General features: G+C 62.7%; 24 protein-coding genes. 17 read left to right on the top strand and 7 right to left on the bottom strand.

The window, feature by feature from the left end:
- Nucleotides 1-59 precede the first annotated feature (59 nt).
- The gene (locus tag ACZ9IU_RS05640) at nt 60-743 is read left to right on the top strand and encodes an ArsR/SmtB family transcription factor (protein WP_038540715.1); all 684 of its coding nucleotides are present in this window, start codon (nt 60-62) and stop codon (nt 741-743) included.
- On the opposite strand, the gene ACZ9IU_RS05635 is transcribed toward ACZ9IU_RS05640, so the two are convergent.
- From ACZ9IU_RS05635 to ACZ9IU_RS05625, 3 genes are all read right to left on the bottom strand, one after another.
- The gene (locus tag ACZ9IU_RS05635) at nt 694-1,164 is read right to left on the bottom strand and encodes a DUF1284 domain-containing protein (RefSeq protein WP_051899660.1); all 471 of its coding nucleotides are present in this window, start codon (nt 1,162-1,164) and stop codon (nt 694-696) included. The two genes, ACZ9IU_RS05640 and ACZ9IU_RS05635, sit on opposite strands and share 50 nt — an antisense overlap.
- Complete coding sequence (locus ACZ9IU_RS05630; protein ID WP_038540712.1) at nt 1,161-1,748, bottom strand: biotin transporter BioY; 588 nt, start codon at nt 1,746-1,748, stop codon at nt 1,161-1,163. The genes ACZ9IU_RS05635 and ACZ9IU_RS05630 overlap by 4 nt, the downstream gene beginning before the upstream one ends.
- 188 nt (nt 1,749-1,936) lie before the next feature.
- Nucleotides 1,937-2,605, bottom strand: a complete 669-nt coding sequence (locus tag ACZ9IU_RS05625; RefSeq protein WP_038540709.1) for a GntR family transcriptional regulator — start codon at nt 2,603-2,605, stop codon at nt 1,937-1,939.
- 149 nt (nt 2,606-2,754) lie between these two features.
- Here ACZ9IU_RS05625 and ACZ9IU_RS05620 point away from each other — a divergent pair, with 149 nt between their 5' ends.
- Nucleotides 2,755-3,444, top strand: a complete 690-nt coding sequence (locus ACZ9IU_RS05620; protein ID WP_038540704.1) for an HAD family hydrolase — start codon at nt 2,755-2,757, stop codon at nt 3,442-3,444.
- A gap of 40 nt (nt 3,445-3,484) precedes the next feature.
- Here ACZ9IU_RS05620 and ACZ9IU_RS05615 read toward each other — a convergent pair whose 3' ends face one another.
- On the bottom strand, nt 3,485-4,054 hold the full coding sequence (locus ACZ9IU_RS05615; protein WP_080719123.1) for a PilZ domain-containing protein: 570 nt from the start codon (nt 4,052-4,054) through the stop codon (nt 3,485-3,487).
- Between the two features lie 126 nt (nt 4,055-4,180).
- Here ACZ9IU_RS05615 and thrC point away from each other — a divergent pair, with 126 nt between their 5' ends.
- From thrC to ACZ9IU_RS05570, 9 genes are all read left to right on the top strand, one after another.
- Entirely contained in the window at nt 4,181-5,584 is a 1,404-nt protein-coding gene (gene thrC, locus ACZ9IU_RS05610; protein ID WP_173426741.1) for a threonine synthase, read from the top strand.
- A gap of 33 nt (nt 5,585-5,617) precedes the next feature.
- Nucleotides 5,618-6,916, top strand: coding sequence for a M16 family metallopeptidase (locus ACZ9IU_RS05605; protein ID WP_038540701.1), 1,299 nt, complete (start codon nt 5,618-5,620; stop codon nt 6,914-6,916).
- A gap of 30 nt (nt 6,917-6,946) precedes the next feature.
- Nucleotides 6,947-7,558, top strand: a complete 612-nt coding sequence (locus ACZ9IU_RS05600) for a GNAT family N-acetyltransferase (RefSeq protein ID WP_038540698.1) — start codon at nt 6,947-6,949, stop codon at nt 7,556-7,558.
- Nucleotides 7,555-10,467, top strand: coding sequence for an EAL domain-containing protein (locus tag ACZ9IU_RS05595; protein WP_038540697.1), 2,913 nt, complete (start codon nt 7,555-7,557; stop codon nt 10,465-10,467). The genes ACZ9IU_RS05600 and ACZ9IU_RS05595 overlap by 4 nt, the downstream gene beginning before the upstream one ends.
- A gap of 195 nt (nt 10,468-10,662) precedes the next feature.
- On the top strand, nt 10,663-10,986 hold the full coding sequence (locus ACZ9IU_RS05590) for an ArsR/SmtB family transcription factor (protein ID WP_038548853.1): 324 nt from the start codon (nt 10,663-10,665) through the stop codon (nt 10,984-10,986).
- Complete coding sequence (locus ACZ9IU_RS05585) at nt 10,983-11,414, top strand: SRPBCC family protein (protein WP_038540694.1); 432 nt, start codon at nt 10,983-10,985, stop codon at nt 11,412-11,414. Before ACZ9IU_RS05590 ends, ACZ9IU_RS05585 begins: the two co-directional genes overlap by 4 nt.
- A gap of 70 nt (nt 11,415-11,484) precedes the next feature.
- Nucleotides 11,485-11,700, top strand: coding sequence for a hypothetical protein (locus ACZ9IU_RS05580; RefSeq protein ID WP_038540691.1), 216 nt, complete (start codon nt 11,485-11,487; stop codon nt 11,698-11,700).
- An 11-nt stretch (nt 11,701-11,711) separates the two neighbouring features.
- Entirely contained in the window at nt 11,712-12,179 is a 468-nt protein-coding gene (locus ACZ9IU_RS05575) for a DUF1801 domain-containing protein (RefSeq protein WP_038540688.1), read from the top strand.
- 21 nt (nt 12,180-12,200) lie between these two features.
- On the top strand, nt 12,201-12,644 hold the full coding sequence (locus ACZ9IU_RS05570; RefSeq protein ID WP_038540685.1) for a DUF1801 domain-containing protein: 444 nt from the start codon (nt 12,201-12,203) through the stop codon (nt 12,642-12,644).
- 335 nt (nt 12,645-12,979) lie between these two features.
- On the opposite strand, the gene ACZ9IU_RS05565 is transcribed toward ACZ9IU_RS05570, so the two are convergent.
- A complete protein-coding gene (locus ACZ9IU_RS05565; RefSeq protein WP_038540682.1) occupies nt 12,980-14,047 on the bottom strand; it encodes a zinc-binding metallopeptidase family protein in 1,068 nt (355 codons plus the stop codon).
- 92 nt (nt 14,048-14,139) lie between these two features.
- Nucleotides 14,140-14,331 carry a CsbD family protein gene (locus tag ACZ9IU_RS05560; protein ID WP_038540680.1) on the bottom strand — a complete coding sequence of 64 codons (192 nt, stop codon included), beginning with the start codon at nt 14,329-14,331 and terminating at the stop codon, nt 14,140-14,142.
- 126 nt (nt 14,332-14,457) lie between these two features.
- Here ACZ9IU_RS05560 and ACZ9IU_RS05555 point away from each other — a divergent pair, with 126 nt between their 5' ends.
- Nucleotides 14,458-14,964: a GNAT family N-acetyltransferase gene (locus ACZ9IU_RS05555; protein ID WP_038540676.1), complete on the top strand. Its 507-nt coding sequence runs from the start codon at nt 14,458-14,460 to the stop codon at nt 14,962-14,964.
- A gap of 2 nt (nt 14,965-14,966) precedes the next feature.
- Here the strand turns inward: ACZ9IU_RS05555 and ACZ9IU_RS05550 are convergent, their stop codons facing one another.
- On the bottom strand, nt 14,967-15,572 hold the full coding sequence (locus ACZ9IU_RS05550) for a YqgE/AlgH family protein (protein ID WP_038540673.1): 606 nt from the start codon (nt 15,570-15,572) through the stop codon (nt 14,967-14,969).
- A gap of 161 nt (nt 15,573-15,733) precedes the next feature.
- On the opposite strand from ACZ9IU_RS05550, the gene ACZ9IU_RS05545 reads away from it, so the two are divergent.
- The 5 genes from ACZ9IU_RS05545 (at nt 15,734) to ACZ9IU_RS05525 (ending at nt 19,137) form a co-directional block, all read left to right on the top strand.
- Nucleotides 15,734-16,591: a protein-disulfide reductase DsbD domain-containing protein gene (locus tag ACZ9IU_RS05545; protein ID WP_244447476.1), complete on the top strand. Its 858-nt coding sequence runs from the start codon at nt 15,734-15,736 to the stop codon at nt 16,589-16,591.
- A 140-nt stretch (nt 16,592-16,731) separates the two neighbouring features.
- Nucleotides 16,732-17,217 (top strand): peroxiredoxin, encoded by a 486-nt coding sequence (locus ACZ9IU_RS05540; protein WP_038540670.1) that lies wholly within the window; start codon nt 16,732-16,734, stop codon nt 17,215-17,217.
- A 164-nt stretch (nt 17,218-17,381) separates the two neighbouring features.
- Entirely contained in the window at nt 17,382-17,504 is a 123-nt protein-coding gene (locus ACZ9IU_RS05535; RefSeq protein ID WP_258718945.1) for a hypothetical protein, read from the top strand.
- On the top strand, nt 17,501-18,268 hold the full coding sequence (locus ACZ9IU_RS05530) for a metal ABC transporter ATP-binding protein (RefSeq protein WP_051899658.1): 768 nt from the start codon (nt 17,501-17,503) through the stop codon (nt 18,266-18,268). The genes ACZ9IU_RS05535 and ACZ9IU_RS05530 overlap by 4 nt, the downstream gene beginning before the upstream one ends.
- The gene (locus tag ACZ9IU_RS05525) at nt 18,265-19,137 is read left to right on the top strand and encodes a metal ABC transporter permease (protein ID WP_038540667.1); all 873 of its coding nucleotides are present in this window, start codon (nt 18,265-18,267) and stop codon (nt 19,135-19,137) included. The genes ACZ9IU_RS05530 and ACZ9IU_RS05525 overlap by 4 nt, the downstream gene beginning before the upstream one ends.
- Nucleotides 19,138-19,151 lie beyond the last annotated feature (14 nt).

The raw sequence follows: 19,151 nt of genomic DNA, 5'->3' as shown, positions 1-19,151 counted from the left end.
CTGTTGTGGAGGTGTTTTGCCATATTGCCAGACGAAGATGCTTCGGTTACGGTCGAAGTATGAAAGAAGGTCCAGACATTGCCCGCATCGGGATGCTGTTCGGCGATCCCGCCCGCGCCAACATGCTGACCGCCCTGATGGGCGGCCAGGCGCTGACGGCGACCGAGCTTGCGCAAGCTGCCGGCGTGACGGTGCAGACGGCGAGTTCGCATCTCTCCAAGCTCGAGGAAGGCGGCATCCTCGCCCAGCGCAAGCAGGGCCGGCATCGCTATTTCACGCTTGCAGATGCCGCCGCCGGCACGCTGCTCGAAAACATCATGGGGTTTGCGGCAAGCCGGGGCCACCTGCGCCACCAGCCGGGACCGAAAGATCCGGCACTGCGCAAGGCGCGTGTCTGCTACGATCATCTTGCCGGAGATTACGGGGTGAGGATGCTCGACAGCTTCGTCGCCCGTGGCGCAATCGAGAGCGATGGCGACAACCTGACGATGACCGAGGATGGTCGCGCGGAACTCGGCACGCTCGGCATCGATGTGGCATCGCTCACATCCAATCGCCGGCCGCTCTGCAAATCCTGCCTCGACTGGAGCGAGCGGCGTTCGCATCTGGCCGGAACGCTCGGCAAGGCGCTGCTTGCCCATTTCCTCGAAAACGGCTGGGCACGGCGCAGTGACGAGAGCCGCGCGGTGCTGTTCACGCCGGATGGGGAACGGAAGTTTCTTTCGCTGTTTCCGGCGGGCTGAACGTCATGACCAGCGCGCCTGCATAATCTTCTGCCGCGATGCGATCGCAAAGGCTGCTCCATTCACAGCCCGTGCAAGCGCGGCGGGTCACGCCGGCAGAGAAGGCGCGGCGCAGTTTCTCGACCAGCGCCGGATTGGAGGCGATCACCGCCCCGGTCTCAAGCTCCCGCCCAAGCAGATTGGCGATATCCGCCAGCGCCGCCGCATCGCGACCGGCAACCGAAGCACCGAAACAATGCGCATCTTCATCCGAGAGAAGCGGGGCGCAGATATCGTCGGGGCCGGAGACGATCTCGATCGTCTCGCCGGCGGAAAGCCGGCCGGCGAGACGACGATAATTGGCGACGAAGGCCGGGCTGTAGCCCTCGCCGACAAAGGTCAGCATGCAGAGAAGATGATGCGGCCGCAGCCTCACCGTCACTCTGCCGCGGCGCGATTGCGGGAGGCGACGGCGGCAAGGACGGCTGCCGCCAGGCCCGATTTCAGCGCAGCGCCGACGATGAACGGACTAACACCGGCCCAGAACGCCTTTTCAGCGCCGATCAGTGCCGCGAGCCAGGCCCAGCCGAGCGCAAGGCATAGCAGGTTTGCGATCAGATGCGCCGAGAAGCTGGCGAGGATGCGGCGCCCGCTCCAGCCACGTTCGGCAAGCCAGCCGGCAACGGCCGCAATCACCGGAAAGGAAAAGAGATAACCGGCGGTCGGCCCTGCGAACACGGCAATGCTGCCCGCCCCACCCGCGAGCACCGGCGCTCCAAGTGCTGCTTCTCCCAGCCACGCAAGCACCGTCAAGGCGCCGAGCCGCCAGCCGTAAAGCGCGCCGATCATGGTCACGGCGAAGGTCTGCATGGTGATCGGCACGGGAACCATCGGCACGGCGATCCGGGACGCGATTGCCAGCGCCAGCGTGCCCGCAAGCACGAACAGGATTTTGGCGGGCAAGGACCGCTCGACAAGCCGAAAGGGATCGAAAACAAGCGTCTGGGGGGAATTAATCAGGGACATCGGGCTCTCCTTCAAATTATAGATAATTTTGATTCCCATCTATTTTATGAGATGAATTTTTGACGGAGGCAAGGGGCATGGTGTCGAGTACACAGCGGGCGCAGAGGAAACGATGGCACATCTCGGCAAAAACAGGCCTATAAAGCCGGTTTCCGCGGAAATAAATTATCTATAATTTTTGGAAATGATCAGCCGACGATGGCGAAAGTCTCGCGCGCGGCACCAGTCTTGGCCGGTTGTGGGCCACGGCCGATCCATTGCACGTGCTTCTGCAGGATGGCAGCGGCCTCGTCGATCTTGCCCTGCCTAAGCGCGGCGAGGATGGCGCGATGGTCGTGGTCGGTGCGCTTTTCCCAGCCGGACTGCCAGGCGGAAAACAGGAACCTGGCGCTTGCTGCATGCAGGTCGTCTATAGAGGCGAGCAGGCGCTTCATGCCGCAGGGGGTGAGAATCAGCCGATGGAAGCGGCGGTTCGCCTCTTCCCAGGCATGCACGTCGGCGGCGGCATCGCCTTGCCTCGCCGCCTCCTCCGCCGCGTCCAAAATGGCAGGGGTCAGGTGACGGGCGGCGTGGCGGAGCGCCAGCACTTCCAGCACGGCGCGCATTTCCGCCACTTCGCGGACTTCGGCGAGATCAAAGGAGGCGACGCGCACGCCGCGGCGCGGCTCGCTGATCGCCAGGCCCTGCGCCTCCAGCCGGCGGAATGCCTCGCGCACCGGTACGTGGCTGGTCTCGAATTCCTCGGCGATGTGATCCTGGCGGAGACGGGCACCAGGGGCGAGTTCGCCGCGCACGATGCGATCGGCAAGCACGCGGCTGATGCGGCTGGCGATTGTGTCTTCCGGTTCCTTGCCCATCAGCGTTCCTTAGAGCGCCGTTTTCCGCTTGTCGAGAGCCGCCCGCTCCGCTTGTCCCAGCCATGCGTGACGGTTGGTTGAGGTTTTTCCTGCCATCGTATAAAAGGCCGCCTCACCCTCCATGCAAGGCCCATAAAAGGCATTCCCCCATGAGCAGCTTCGACCTCATCATCTTCGATTGCGACGGCGTGCTCGTCGATTCAGAAATCATCGCGGCGCAGGTGGAATCCAGGCTGCTGACCGAAGCGGGTTATCCGATCAGCGTCGAGGAAATGGGCGAGCGCTTCGCCGGCATGACCTGGAAGAACATTCTCCTGACAGTGGAGAAGGAAGCCGATATTCCGCTGTCGGCCTCGCTGCTCGACAAGTCCGAGACGCTGCTCGATGCGCGGCTTGCCCGCGACGTGAAGATCATCGACGGCGTGAAGTTCGCGCTGGCAAGGCTGACGACGCAACGCTGCATCTGCTCCAATTCGAGCACCCATCGGCTCGACGTGATGCTCGAAAAGGTCGGCCTGAAGCCTTATTTCGCGCCGCATATCTATTCGGCGAAGGATCTCGGGCCGGATCGGGTCAAGCCGAAGCCGGATATCTTCCTGCACGCCGCCGAGCAGTTCAAAGTCTCGCCGGAGAAGTGCCTGGTGATCGAGGATTCCACCCATGGCGTCCATGGCGCCAAGGCCGCCGGCATGCGCGTCGTCGGCTTTACCGGTGCATCGCACACCTATCCGAGCCATGCCGACCGGCTGACCGATGCGGGTGCCGAAACGGTGATCTCGCGAATGATGGATCTGCCGGCGGTCATCGCCGCGCTCGGCGAATGGGCCGGGGCGCTCTGAGCGCCCCGATCGGTACTTTCCAGATTAGTTCCGGCCGCGATTATTTCTGGCGGACCGGCTTCTTTGCCGGGCCGGTGTCGAAGCCGAGGCGGACGCGGGTGAAACGCGAGGCGCCGCCTTGCGCGTTCGGGATCTGTACGTCCGCCTTGTTGAAGATGAACTGGGTGCCGCCGGCCGGCATGTCGACCGGGAAAGCCACCTTCTGCGAATAAATGACGCTGTCGCCGTCCACGACTTCGACGAGGATCGGCAGGGTGACCTTGCCGGGAACGCCGACCGGGCCCTGCACGAGGCGCCCTTGCGCGACGACGTTGATGGTCAGCGTCGTCTCATTGGCGGTGCATTGGCGCGTCGCGTCGGCAAGCGACGCCTGGTAGAGCAGTTTTTCCGGCTTGTTTTCGCCGCCGCGCGCATAGGCGCGGTGAATGGCGGTCTGTTCCAGCATGACGACCGGCGGGCAGAACGCCTGCACGACGGCGGTCGCGGCCTGGCCTGCGGGGGCGGCGGTAGCGGTAGGGGCTAGCCCTTCGGTCGGCGCCGAGGAATTGCAGCTTGCGAGAACCGCTACGAGCGACACCGCCAGAAGACCACGCGAAATCTTTGCAAACACCGTACTCAACCCTCTTCCATCCCAATATCCGGGCAACATCGAAGCGAACCGGAGCTTCACTTTCCGGTCTTTCACCGCCCATTTTCCTGGTCTATATCAGCGGCGCGAATAAAAATCGATTGGGGATTGAAGGTCGTGGACTACATTTCTACCCGGGGCGAAGCTGCCCCTCTCGGATTCCGCGATGCGCTGATGGCGGGACTTGCCCGCGACGGCGGCCTTTACGTGCCACGCCAATGGCCTTCGCTTTCCAAAAAAGAGATCCGCGGCCTGCGCGGCAAGACCTATCAGGAGGTCGCCTTCGAGATCCTCAAGCACTTCGTCGGCGACGAAATCCCCGCCGAAAAGCTGAAAGGCATGATCGACGAGGCTTATGCCACGTTCCGGCATCCGGCCGTCGTGCCGCTGGTGCAGACGGGACCGAACGATTTCGTGCTCGAACTCTTTCACGGCACGACGCTCGCCTTCAAGGACGTGGCGATGCAGCTGCTCGCCCGGCTGATGGATTACGTGCTCGCCGAGCGCGGCGAGCGGGCGACGATCGTCGGCGCGACGTCGGGCGATACCGGCGGGGCGGCGATCGACGCATTCGCTGGCCGCGAGCGCACCGACATCTTCATCCTCTTCCCGCATGGCAAGGTTTCTGCCGTACAGCAGCGACAGATGACCACGTCGAAAGCCGCCAATGTGCATGCGCTGGCGTTGAAGGGCAATTTCGACGACTGCCAGAACATCGTCAAGGAGATGTTCAACGACGTCGCCTTCCGCGACCGGGTCAGGCTTTCGGGCGTCAATTCGATCAACTGGGCGCGGATCATGGCGCAGGTGGTCTATTATTTCACCGCCGCCGTTTCGCTCGGCGGGCCGGACCGGAAAATCTCCTTCACCGTGCCGACCGGCAATTTCGGCGATATCTTCGCCGGTTACGTGGCCAAGAAGATGGGCCTGCCGATCGACCGGCTGGTGATCGCCACCAATGACAACGACATCCTCGCCCGGACGCTGAAGACTGGTCGCTACGAGATGCGCGACGTCAAGGCGACGACCTCGCCTTCGATGGACATCCAGATCTCGTCCAATTTCGAGCGGCTGCTGTTCGAGGCCTATGGTCGCGACGCCGCCTCGGTGCGCGCCGCCATGGCTGGCCTCAAGCAATCCGGCAGCTTCGAGATCAAACCGGAGGCGCTGAAGGCGATCCGCCGCGAATTCCGCGCCGGACGGGCGACGGAGCGGCAGGTTGCTGCGACGATCCGCGAGACGCTTGCCGAGACCGGTTACCTGCTTGACCCGCACACGGCGACCGGCGTTTTCGTCGCAAAAAAGAACGCAAAGCCGGCGAGCCCGATGGTGACGCTTGCGACCGCCCACCCGGCCAAATTCCCGGCCTCGGTAAAATCCGCTTGCGGAATTGATCCGGCGCTTCCATCATGGCTTGCTGATCTTATGCAAAGGGAGGAGCGCTTCGATATCTTGGAGCCTGAGCTTAAGTCCGTCGAAACTTTCATCGGCGAGCATGCCCGCGCTAAGTAAGTAAGGTATCGGCGGCGCCGGAAAGACGTAAACATGAATGTAGAAATCACCCGGCTCGCCTCCGGGTTGACGGTCGTCACCGAAACTATGCCGCATCTGGAGAGCGTCGCGCTGGGTGTCTGGATCAAGTCCGGATCGCGTAACGAGACCGAGGACGAACACGGCATCGCCCATCTCCTCGAGCACATGGCCTTCAAGGGCACCGCCCGCCGCAGCGCCCGCGACATCGCCGAGGAAATCGAGAATGTCGGCGGCGAGCTCAACGCCGCGACATCCACCGAAACCACCTCCTATTACGCCCGCGTGCTCAGGGACCATGTCCCGCTGGCGGTCGATATCCTTGCCGACATCCTGACGGAATCAGCCTTCGACGAGGAAGAACTGCGTCGCGAAAAGCACGTCATCCTGCAGGAGATCGGCGCTGCCAACGACACGCCGGACGACGTGGTGTTCGACAAGTTTTCCGAGGTCGCCTATCGCGGCCAGACGATCGGCCGGCCGATCCTCGGCACGCCGGATACGGTCAAGGGGTTCACCCCTGGACAGATCCGCAACTATCTTTCGCGCAATTACACGACGGACCGGATGTTCGTGGTCGCCGCCGGCGCCGTCGATCATGCGACGTTCACCAAGCAGGTGGAAGAGCGTTTCGCCAGCTTGCCGATGACCCCGAGTTCGCCGCCCGTGCTCGAAACCGCCCGTTATATCGGCGGCGACGTGCGCGAAACGCGCGACCTGATGGACGCACAGGTTCTGCTCGGCTTCGAGGGCAAGGCCTATCACATGCGCGACTTCTACTGTTCGCAGATCCTCGCCAACATCCTTGGGGGCGGCATGTCGTCGCGCCTGTTCCAGGAAGTGCGCGAACACCGCGGCCTCTGCTACTCGGTCTATGCATTCCACTGGGGTTTTTCCGATACCGGCATCTTCGGCATCCACGCGGCGACCGGCGGCAACGAGCTGCCGACGCTGGTGCCCGTCATCATCGACGAGCTGCGCAAGTCTTCGGAAACCATTCACAGCCAAGAAATCGACCGCGCCCGCGCCCAGATCCGCGCCCAGTTGCTGATGGGCCAGGAAAGCCCGGCGGCGCGCGCCGGCCAGATCGCTCGCCAGATGATGCTCTACGGACGCCCGATCCCGAACCCGGAAATGATGGAACGGCTGGAAGGGATCACGACGGAGCGGCTCACCGATCTTGCCGGGCGGCTGTTTTTCGATACAGTTCCGACATTGTCGGCGGTCGGCCCAATCGAACAGCTTGCACCGTTGAGCGACATCACCACGGCACTTGCCACGCCGGGGATCCAGACCAAGAAGGCTGCCGGTTAAACCGGCCGCCCTGCCCGGAGCAGCACTAGCATGACCAAGTCGGTGTTTCGGTTCCTGTCGCGACAGCCGGACACACCAGAGCTTTATGGCGAAAACCACCTGCTCCGGCTCCCCCGTTATTCCGACTACAAGCAGTGGCAGCGGCTGCGCTCGGAAAGCCGTCCCTTTTTGCAACCCTGGGAGCCGGTCTGGCGGCCGGACGAACTGACCGAAGGATCGTTCCGCCTGCGGGTCGTCAGAAGCGGCCAGGAATATGCCTCTGGCCTTGCCGTGCCGCTGCTCCTCTTCCGCCGCGACGACCAGGTGCTGCTCGGCGGCCTGACCATCGGCTATATCCGCCGCGGTGCGGCGCAGAGCTGCATGGTCGGCTACTGGATGGGCGAGAAACATTCCGGCCAAGGCCATATGTTGGCCGCATTGAAGGTGGCTATCCCGTATATCTACGGCGGACTTCAGTTGCACCGGATCGAGGCAGCCTGTATTCCGGAGAACTGGAAGAGTGTACGGCTTCTCGAAAAGGCCGGTTTCGAGCAGGAAGGTCTTTTGCGCAAGTATCTCAAAATCAATGGCGAATGGCGCGACCACCTGATGTTTTCCCGGCTGCCGGAAGACGGTGAGTTCGGGAAGATGCTGAAGCCATGAGCGCCTCGTTCTTGCGTCTTGCGCCGTTGACCCGATTTATGCCGGCGATCATCGCCCTCCTTGCTGCCGCCATGTTTTTGACGGCGGTGCCGGCTGCGCGCGCCGCGGAGCCGGTCAAGATTTCGCGAGACGACACGGCGCTCGACCTCACGAGAACCACGGATATCTACGTCAACCAGGGCGAAGCCTTCCAGGTGTCGACGGCCGCCGGCTCGGACGGCATCCGCCGCCGCATCGAGGTGCGCGCAAGCTCCCCCGGCCACCAGGGCGACTGGGCTGTTTTCGCACTTTCCAACGTCTCCGAAGAACAGCTCGAACGGGTGATCGTCGCGCCGCATTTCCGGCTCGCCAATTCGAAAATGTTCTGGCCGGACCTCGGCTCGCAGCGCATCATCTCGATCACGCCTTCGGAAGGTTTTGCGCTCGACCGGATACCGAGCCCGGACGCCGACGTCTTCCGGATCACGCTGAACCCCGGTTCGACCATCACCTTCGTTGCGGAACTGGCGACGCCCTCGCTGCCGCAGATCTATCTCTGGCAGCCGGATGCCTACAAGGACACGGTCAACTCGTTCACGCTCTATCGCGGCATCGTGCTCGGCATTGCCGGCCTTCTGGCGGTGTTCCTGACCATTCTTTTCGTCGTCAAGGGCACCTCGATGCTGCCGGCGGCGGCGGCACTTGCCTGGGCGGTGCTTGCCTATATCTGCGTCGACTTCGGTTTTCTCGACAAGTTGATCACCGTCACGTCGGGCGACCAGCGCATATGGCGCGCGGCGGCGGAAGTGGCGCTCGCCTCCTCGCTTGTGATCTTCCTGTTCACCTATCTCAACCTCAACCGCTGGCATGTGCATCTCGGCTACGCGACGCTTGCCTGGGTGGTCGGCCTGGTGCTGCTCGGTGGCGTCGCGATCTACGATCCGTCAGTCGCGTCGGGCATTGCCCGCCTTTCGTTCGCGCTGACCGGCACGGTCGGCATCCTTTTGATCATCTATCTCGGCTTCAGCCGCTACGACCGGGCGATCCTGCTGGTGCCGACCTGGGCGCTGATCCTCGTCTGGCTGTTCGGCGGCTGGCTGACGGTGACCGGCAGGCTCGACAACGACATCATCCAGCCGGCGCTCGGCGGCGGCCTGGTCCTCATCGTTCTCCTGATCGGCTTCACCGTCATGCAGCATGCCTTTGCCGGCGGTGCCTATCAGCAGGGCCTGTTCTCCGACCTCGAACGGCAATCGCTGGCGCTGACGGGCAGCGGCGACACCGTCTGGGACTGGGACGTGGCCCGCGACCGGGTCGTCACCACGCCCGACATCTCGACCCGCCTCGGGCTCGATTCCGGCGCCATGCACGGGCCGGTGCGCAACTGGGTGCCGCGGCTGCATCCCGATGACCGCGACCGTTTTCGCGCGACGCTGGACGTGCTGCTGGAACACCGCCGCGGCCGGCTGAACCACGAATTCCGCATCCGCGCCGAGGACGGGCATTTCCACTGGCTGCAGATCCGCGCCCGGCCGGTGCTCGGCTCCAACGGCGAAATCATCCGCTGCGTCGGCACGATCATCGACGTCACCGAGCAGAAGAACTCCGTCGAGCGGCTGCTGCAGGATGCGATGCACGACAACCTGACCGGCCTGCCGAACCGCCAGGTCTTCCTCGACCGGCTGCAATCGGTGCTGACGCTGGCGCCCGGCGGCGATACCGTGCGTCCGACGGTGATGGCGATCGATATCGACCGTTACAAGCAGGTCAACGACTCACTCGGGATTGCGGCCGGCGACAATATCCTGATCGCGCTGACCCGGCGCCTGCGCCGCCTGCTGAAGCCGCAGGATACGCTGGCGCGGCTTGCCGGCGACCAGTTCGGACTGATCCTGGTTTCGGAGCGCGATCCCGCCAAGGTGGCGGATTTTGCCGATGCGGTTTCCAAGGCGATCATGGTGCCGATCAACTTCGCCAACCGCGAGATCATCCTCACCGCCTCGATCGGCCTCTCCTCCTGGGTCGACCAGCAGGAAAGTGCTACCGGCATGCTGGCCGACGCGGAACTTGCCATGTACCGGGCGAAACGCGCCGGCGGCAACCGCGTCGAGCCCTTCCGCCCGGCATTCCGTGCCGCCGGCGCCGACAAGCTGCAGATCGAGACCGACCTTCGCCGCGCCATCGAACGCAAGGAGCTGTTTCTTGCCTATCAACCGATCATCCGTCTGAAGGACGGCGAGATTGCCGGGTTCGAGGCACTGATGCGCTGGGATCATCCCAAGCGCGGCAGCATTCCGCCGTCGGAATTCATTCCGATTGCCGAAATGTCGGACCTGATCGGCCCACTCGGCCTGTTCGCCATCGACCGTGCCGCCTCGGACCTGATGGTCTGGCAGCAGCAGACGGGCGACCTGCCGGTGTTCGTATCGGTCAACCTGTCGAGCGCGCAGTTGCTCAACGCAGACCTTTATAACGACGTGCGGGCGCTGCTGCAGAAGACCCAGGTCAATCCGGGCCAATTGAAGCTCGAGCTCACCGAATCGCTGATGATGGAGAACCCGGAACAGGCGCGGCTGGTGCTCGGCAAGCTCAAGGAGACCGGCCTCAGCCTGGCGCTCGACGATTTCGGCACCGGCTATTCGTCGCTCGCCTACCTCACCCAATTCCCGTTCGACACGATCAAGCTCGACAAGGCGCTGGTCCGCAATGCGACGGAAAAGCGGGCCGTGCTGCTGCGCTCCGTGATCGCCATGGCCCGCGCGCTGGAGATGACGGTGGTGGCGGAAGGCGTGGAGACCGACGAGGATGCGGCGGAACTCGCCAAGATGGGCTGCCATTTCGGCCAGAGCTATCTGTTCGGCCCGCCTGCCCCGGCAGATGCCGTGCTGCGGCTTCTGAAAGAGCGCTTTCCGCTGACCAAGCGGGCCTGAAGCGTCCGACCCTGGATCCGCCGCCTGTCGCGGACCGGTAACGGCATCACAGGATGCATAGCCCCCAGGGCATGAGAAATCCACACACGGCTACTCCGGGTCCAGCGAAACCGCTTCGAGGCCTTCCGTTCCCGCTTGACTCATTCATAGCTCTCTGGCTATACATTAATCCATAGCCAACGAGGTATGGATTCAGTGTCGGACGCTCAGGATGTGCTCTTCAGAACGCTCGCCGACCCCACGCGCCGGGCGATCTTCGAACGGCTGTGCCGGGAAGGCGAGAAGACGGTCGGGGTGCTCACGGCGCAGGCCGGGGTTTCGCAGCCGGTCGTCTCGAAACATCTCGGGTTGCTGAAGCGCGCCGGGCTGGTGCGCGATCGTCATGAAGGCCGCCAGACGCATTACAGCGCGCAGCTCGGCGCACTTGCCCCGCTGGTAGACTGGACAAGCGAGATGGCCGGGTTCTGGCAAAACCGCTTCGACAAGCTCGAAGACCTGCTCAAAAGGATGGACCAATGAACGAGACCTCGACCGAAACACGCACCGTCGTCGTCGAACGCGATATTCCTCACCCGGCGGAAAAGGTCTGGCGCGCGCTGACGCAGCAGCACCTGATCGAGGAATGGCTGATGAAGAACGATTTCCAGCCGGCCGTCGGGCACCGCTTCAAGCTTCGCGGCGAATGGGGCGGCGTGCTGGACTGCGAGGTGCTGGCCGTAGAGCTTCATAAAAAGCTTTCCTACACCTGGGACCATGCGCATGACGATGCTGCCCATAATCTCAAAAGCGTGGTGACCCTGACGCTCACCCCGACCCGCGCCGGAACCCATCTGCGCATGGAGCAGTCCGGCTTCCGGCCCGAGCAAAAGCTCGCCTATAACGGTGCCTGCCACGGATGGCAGGGATTCCTCGGAGCGCTGGAGACGGTTTTGGCGGGGATCGATTGAGGTCTGGCGACAAGGCCTGGATTTTTTTACAGGGCGGCAGGGACGCTCGTTTTCAGAGGAGGTATTACCGTTGAACTGGAATTCGTTAACCCGACAGGTCCACCGCTGGCTGTCGATCGTCTTCACGATCACCGTCGTCGCCAATTTCGTCGCCATGGGCTTTGGGGAACCGCCCTTGTGGGTGGTCTATTCTCCCCTGCTCCCGCTCTTCCTGCTATTGTTCAGCGGCCTATATCTATTCGCGCTGCCTTATGCCCGCCGCGGCGGGCAAGGTATTCGTGGCTAGGAGTGAAGCGAATGGCCGGCAAAGCGTCGAAACCGTCCGTGAACATTGCCAAGGCGTCCGCCGGTGATGCCGGTGCGGGGCCGGTGCTCCTCTCGGGCGGCAATCCGCAGATCGCCAAGGGTTATGGCGACGCCCCGGTACAGGCCTATATCGCCGCCATGCCGGGCTGGAAAAGCGAAGTCGGGCGCCGCCTCGACGCGCTTGTCACCAGCACCGTCCCCAACGTCTACAAAGCGGTCAAATGGAACTCGCCGCTCTACGGCATCGAGGGCGACGGCTGGTTCCTCGGCGTCCATTGCTTCGCGAAATACATCAAGCTGGCCTTTTTCCGCGGCGCCTCGCTCAGTCCAATCCCTCCCGGCGCATCCAAGACGCCGCAGACGCGCTACGTCCATATCCATGAGGGAGACGAACTTGACGAAGCGCAGCTTGCCGATTGGGTGAAGCAGGCCAGTCAGTTGCCCGGCGAACGAATGTAGCAACGGGCGAAACGCAACAGCATGAAGGGAGCGACGGCAACCATGGAAACGATGAAAAGCAGTTCGACGGACAGCCAAGCCTCTCCGGCGCAGCTGATCGACGCGCGGATCAGCGAGCTTGGCGATTGGCGGGGCGAGACGCTCGCTCGTGTCCGGTCTCTGATCAAGCAGGCAGAACCCGGCGTGGTCGAGGAGTGGAAGTGGCGAGGGGTTCCGGTCTGGGAACTCGGCGGGATCATCTGCACTGGTGAGACCTACAAGAATGCAGTGAAACTGACCTTTGCCAAAGGGGCTTCGCTGGAGGATCCGTCGGGCCTCTTCAACTCCAGCCTCGATGGCAATACCCGGCGCGCCATCGATTTCCACGAGGGCGACAAGATCGATGAAGAGGCGCTGAAGGCACTTATTCGCGCCGCCGCGGCATTGAATGCCGCCCGGCCCCAAAAGAAGCCGAAGAGCGCCTGATCAGGGGTTTAACTGTTAGACCGGCCCCGATCATTTCCCACGCCGCAGCGGCGCAGCCTTCTATCGGGACGACACCCTCGGGATCTATCGAGGGACAAAAACTAGTAATAATAACGGGTAACAAATAAGATACGCCGTCATTTGTCAGGAATGAGAGGCGAAAAGCGCTGTTTCAATACGGTGCAGCCTCCCTCAAAATATGAAAATGCATATTTCAAGTTGACGAAATCGTGATCTTGCCCCCTAATTCCCAGGGGTCTCTGAATGCGCCCCACAAACTACACCCCGCCTTTCGATCCACCGAAAGGCGGGTTTTCTTTTTCCGGCGGAGTTCCTTATCCCCTCCGGGAACGGATCAGCCGGTGAATATATTCCAATTTCACCATGACGGCCTGCGACAGCACGAATGGGTAGAGATCCGGCTGGCCCATCGAGCGGTGGATGCTGTTGAGCGCCATGCTGAACGGCACCCAGGCGGAGACAAGCTGCTCCGCATCACGCGCCGCATAGGGGTTGAAGGCCACTTCTGCCGCCATTTCCGCGTGGCCGCGAGGCTCGATCACCATGCCATAGGCACGGGCGGTCTCCAGCGTGTCTACGATATGCAGATAGTGGGCGAAACACTCGGCGAAATCCTCCCAGGGGTGGGTGCTGGCATAGGTGCTGATGTAGAAATCCTGCCAGCCGGGCGGCGGGCCCTGTTCATAATTTCTCTGCAGCGCCGCGCCATAATCGACGGTCTCGTCACCGAAGATGGCGCGGAATTCCTCCAGCCTGCCGCCGTCGCGCACCAGCTTGTCCCAGACATAATGGCCGGTCTCATGGCGAAAATGTCCGAGCATGGTGCGATAGGGCTCGTTCATCGAGACGCGCACCTGCTCGCGGGTCGCATCGTCGGCCTCGGCGGCGCGGATCGCGATCAGCCCGTCTTCGTGACCGGTCATGGCCGGCACGACGGTGCCGTCAGGCTGCACCGCGTCGATCAGGAAATCGAAGACGAGGCCGCCCTGGGGATCCTCGTCGCGATTGGTGTGCGGCAGGTTCCAGCGCAAAAGCGAATAGAAGAGATGCCGCTGCGCCTGGCTGATACGCCGCCATTGGCTGAGGCCGACCTCGGTCGAGGCATCCGGAACCAGTCGGTTATGCCGGCATGCGGGGCAGAACGGATGCGGATCGTCGGCGCTGACCGTCCAGTTGCAGATGTCCATCGCCGCATTGGCGCAGTGTCGAACCTTGTAGTCCGGCCGGGCGACAAGATGCCATGTTTCCTCCCCCTCATCCTGCACCAGCGCATGCATGGCCAGATGCTCCGGGACGAAAGCCAGCCGATGGCCGCAGTTGACGCAGGAGCGGTTGTCGAAATGGATGGTCTGGCCGCAATGATCGCAGTCGTAGAGGCGCATGGAATGTCCGTCGGTTTCAAAGGAGCGGATACAGAAAACCTGCTCCGGCCGGAGCCGGAACAGGTTCGCATTCTAAGCTTGTAGCGTAACCGTTACATGCGGTCGACAACGCCCTTTGCGGCATCCTTGACCTTGCCCTTGGCCTGCTGCGCACGGCCCTTGGCTTCCTGGCCGGCACCCTTCGCCTTGAGCTTCGGATTGTCGGTCATGTCGCCGGCCGCCTGCTTGGCCTTGCCTGCCATTTCATTGGCCTTGCCGGCCATCTTGTCACTGGTGCTGCCCATCATGCTTCTCCTTCACGAGGACGTCCATCGTCCTGCGGGGAAAACAACTCCGGGCTGGGGGCTTCGTTCCGGCGCATTTCAAATTTAAGAATTTCAATCTGTCGCGGGAAAATCAAGGACGGATCGATGGTTGCAGCTTTCTCGTCGCAGAGATGCCTTTTGTGTTCGCCGCAGGAACGTGACCTCGCGCAGCTTGTAGCTTTAAGAACCGACCCGCATGTACGCCGCTATCTCGGGGGCCCAGTCTCGACGGAACAGTCGGAGGCGCGAGCGACATTGGTCATTTCCGAAAGCGGATCTCATGCGGTCTGGGCGGTTCATCTGAAGGCGGTGGCCCCGAACTGCATCGGGCTCGTCCATATCGGTCCTCATCACGATGAGCCGGATCCTGAATTGTCCTATGAATTTTCCCCCACGGTTTGGGGAAAGGGGATAGCGATGGAAGCACTCCAGGCAGTACTCACCCATGCATTCGACAGCCTCGGCCATACCCGTCTGGTTTCAGAAACCCAGGCTGCCAATCTTGCCTCGCGCCGTCTCTTGGAACGTCTTGGAATGAAGTCTGAAAAGACCCTGGAGCGGTTCGGTGCAGAACAGGTGATCTATGCGATCCACAGGCAACCGGCCGGCTAAAGTCAAGCGTGGCCGGCTTCGCTGGAGAGCATTTCCGGGCTGACGCCGAGCAGCGCCAGGGCACGTTCGTATTTGCCTTCCAGCGCCCGGTCGAAGATCAGTTCGTCGCTGGCAGGGCAATTCAGCCAGCCGTTATTGGCAATTTCGAGTTCCAGCTGGCCGGCGCCCCAGCCGGCATAACCGAGCAGCATCGTGGCGCGCGCCGGTCCCCGCCCGTCGCAGATGGCGCGGATGATATCGAGCGTGGCGGTCAGCGAGATGTCGTCACTGACGGGAATGGAGGATTCGCTGACGAAGTCGTCGGAATGCAGCACGAAGCCGCGACCGCTCTCGACCGGACCACCCGAGAGGATCGGGAAATCGCGGGTCTGCACCGGCAGCATGATCGCGTCGGCCTGATCCATGATCTTCAGGTGGAGGAGAACGTCCGTGAACGAAATCTGCTGGGCGCGATTGATAATGAAACCCATCGCGCCGGCCTGCGAATGGGCACATATATAAACGACGGCACGGGTGAAATTGCTGTCCTGCATGCTTGGCATGGCAATCAGGAACTGTCCGTCCAGGAAGCCCCGTTCGCTCTTGTCCCCGAGGGTCGAGAAAGACATGATGCCTCCAGCCTGCCTTCCGGCCCGGCCAACGGACAGGAAAGCGTCGATTGCAATTCCATCAAGATGGGGCAGTCCGACCGATCAATCAACTGAAAATGATCGACTTGCGTGGCGTCGTGACTGGTTCAAACAAGGCCAATCGGTTAAACGCTTGGTCGATGAAGAGAATTTCGCCGAGCAGCATGCCGTCCCGCGCGCCGACCTTGGTCGCCGCCTGCATCACCGTGGGCGCTGTCCTGGGCATTGCCTCGATAAGCTGCGCCGAGACCACGCCGTGGGCGAGCAACGAGGGCGGCCGCATGCGGATCGTGGCGATGCCGCCGGAGCCCGACGGCACGGTGCGCGGCGCGCTGCAGATCGAACCGAAAGCCGGCTGGATCACCTATTGGAAGGAGCCGGGCGATGCCGGCATTCCGCCGCAGATGGTGTTTTCCAAGGCAAGCGGCGTGACGCTGAGCAGCATGAGTTATCCCGTGCCGAAGCGGATCGATAATGGCAAACTGCGCGACATCGGCTACGACCATGCGGTCGCCCTGCCCTTCGAGCTGAAGATGGAAGATCCCGGCAAGCCCCTGAGCCTCGGCGCCTCCGCCTTCGTCGGTCTTTGCCGCAATATCTGTATTCCCTTCCAGGCGGAATTCTCGCTGCAACTCGGGGCCGTCAAAGGCACGCCGGTCGAAGAGGCGATGATCCTCAATGCCGCGACTTCAAAGCTCCCGGAAGCACCATCGGACGATTTCGCCGTCACCCATTATGCGATGACGCAGGGGCGCGACAATTTGAGCCTGAAGCTGAAGCTGCCGCCCGGCAGTGTGGTGCCGCCGCAGGTGATCGTCACCGGTCCGCAGGGCCACGTGCTCTTCGACGGCGTCAACGGCCGGCGCGACGGCGACGCCTACGCGCTCGACATGCCGGTCGGCAAGCTGCCGAAGAATTACGACATCAGGGGCAAACACTGGGGCATTCTCGTGATCGCCGGCAACCGGGCCATGGAAACCTCGCTCGCCTTCGAGTGACGTCACTTCCTGTTGATCGGACCTGCCGCTGGAGACCCTGTTGCGTGCGGCCCTCTCCCTTGTCTTGTGCCAAGTCCGCTCTATAGTGCGCCGCGAATGGCGGGCCTGAAACAGGCGCTCGCCCAACCGAGGAGAGCCCCATGACGATTGCCATCGGCGACAAACTTCCCACAGCCAAGTTCAAGGAAAAGACCGCGGACGGCCCGGTGGAGATCACCACCGAACAGCTTTTCGACGGCAAGAAGGTCGTGCTTTTCGCCGTGCCCGGCGCCTTCACGCCCACCTGCACGCTGAACCACCTGCCGGGTTATCTGGAAAACCGCGACACGATCCTCTCCAAGGGCGTGGACGATATCGCCGTTCTCTCGGTCAACGACTGGCATGTGATGGGCGCCTGGGCGACCCAGACGGGCGGTCTCGGCAAGATCCACTTCCTGGCCGACTGGGACGGCGCCTTCACCAAGGCGCTCGGCCTCGACGCCGACCTTTCCGCCGGCGGCCTCGGCGTGCGCTCCAAGCGTTATTCGATGCTGGTCGAAAACGGCGTCGTGAAGTCTCTCAACGTCGAGGAAAGCCCCGGCCAGGCCACCGTCTCCGGCGCCGCGGCGATGCTGGAACAGCTCTAAGCACGGATTTGTATTTCGTTTGAGGAGGGCGCCTGCAGGCGTCCTTTTTGTTTTCGAGAGTGCGAGGATGGGCCATGTCCGCGGGACGCACTTCCTCCTCCGCCATCTTTCTGCCATATTTGTTATAACATAACTGTAATGTTATTACATAAATGGCAGCTGCAATGGCACGATTTTCTCCCTCCTTCAGCCTTATCGGTAGTTCTAGTCTCGGCCGCCTCGTTTATGTCGCGCTGCTCCTCGGCCTGCTCTGGCTGGCGATCGAGTGGGCGGTGATGCTGCCGTGAGCGCCCTCCTTACGCTCGATAATCTCACGGTCACCTACGACCGTCATCCCGCCGTTCATCACGTATCGGGTTTCTTCCGGGTCGGCAGCCTGACTGCGATTGCCGGGCCGAACGGCGCCGGCAAATCGACGCTGATGAAGGCGATCATGGGCGAGTTGAGGCCGGCGGAAGGGCGGCTGCGACATCAGCTTGCGCGCAGCGATTTCGGCTATCTGCCGCAGGCCGCGGATATCAACCGGCGTTTCCCGATCTCCGTCCTCGATACAGTGCTGCTCGGCGCCTGGCGGCATACCGGGGCGTTCAAGGCGAACGGACCGAAAGAATACACCCAAGCGGCGGAGGCACTCGCGGCCGTCGGCCTTAGCGGTTTTGACCGGCGGCCGATCGGCTCGCTCTCGGCCGGGCAGTTCCAGCGGGTGCTGTTTGCGCGCCTCCTGCTTCAGGATGCCAAAGTCATCCTGCTCGACGAACCTTTTACGGCGATCGACGCGCGCACCACTCAGGACCTGCTCGAGATCGTTGCGCACTGGCATGGCGAAGGCCGCACGGTGATCGCCGTGCTGCATGACCTCGAACAGGTGCGGACCCATTTTCCCGAGACCCTGCTGCTGGCGCGCGAATGCATCGCCTGGGGGCCGACGGCGGAGGTGATGTCGGCCGGCAATCTTCTGAAGGCGCGGATGATGGCCGAGCGTTGGGACGACGGCGCCGGGATCTGTGAGCCGCCGACCGGCGGCGCTCCGACCAACGGGGTTGTCGCATGAGCACCTACGATCTGCTGATCGCGCCATTTGCCGATTACGGATTCATGCGCCGGGCGCTGGTCGCCTGCCTCTGCCTGGCGCTCGGCTCCGGACCGATCGGCGTTTTCCTGATGCTGCGGCGCATGAGCCTGATGGGCGATGCAATGAGCCATGCGGTGCTGCCGGGTGCGGCAATCGGCTACCTGGTCGCAGGATCGCTCTCGCTGACCGCGATGGGGATCGGCGGACTTGTAGCGGGGCTTTCCGTGGCGCTGCTTTCCGGCGTGGTCAGCCGCGCCACCGTGCTGCAGGAAGACGCCAGCTTTGCGAGCTTTTACCTGACTTCGTTGGCCCTGGGCGTGCTGATCGTCTCGCTGCGCGGCTCCAACGTCGATCTTCTGCACGTGCTGTTCGGCACCATTCTCGCCATCGACAGCCCCGCGCTCGTCCTCATCGGCTCGATCACATCGGTGACGCTGGTCGTCCTTGCCCTGGTCTACCGGCCGCTGGTGGCGGAATGTTTCGATCCGGGCTTCCTGCGAACCGTTGGCGGCCGCGGCCCGGTCTATCACGCGCTGTTCCTGCTGCTCGTCGTGCTCAACATGGTCGCGAGCTTTCAGGCGCTCGGCACGCTGATGGCGGTCGGGCTGATGATGCTGCCGGCGGCGATCGCGCAGCTTTGGGCCCGCAGCCTGAGCGCGATGATGGCGCTCGCCGCCGCCGCGGCCGCTGTCTCCGGTTATGTCGGATTGATCGTATCCTACCATCTCGAACTCGCCTCCGGCCCGACGATCATCATGACGGCAGCGGTGATCTACGGCTTTTCCATCCTCTTCGCACCGTCCGGCCTTGCCCGGCGGCTCTTTCCCCGCCCGCATCTCGCAGGCTGACTTCAAGGAGACTT

This window comes from Mesorhizobium sp. USDA 4132 (genome assembly GCF_056279545.1).
Note: the sequence above shows the minus strand (reverse complement) of the source record. Positions and strands in the feature narration are given on the sequence as shown.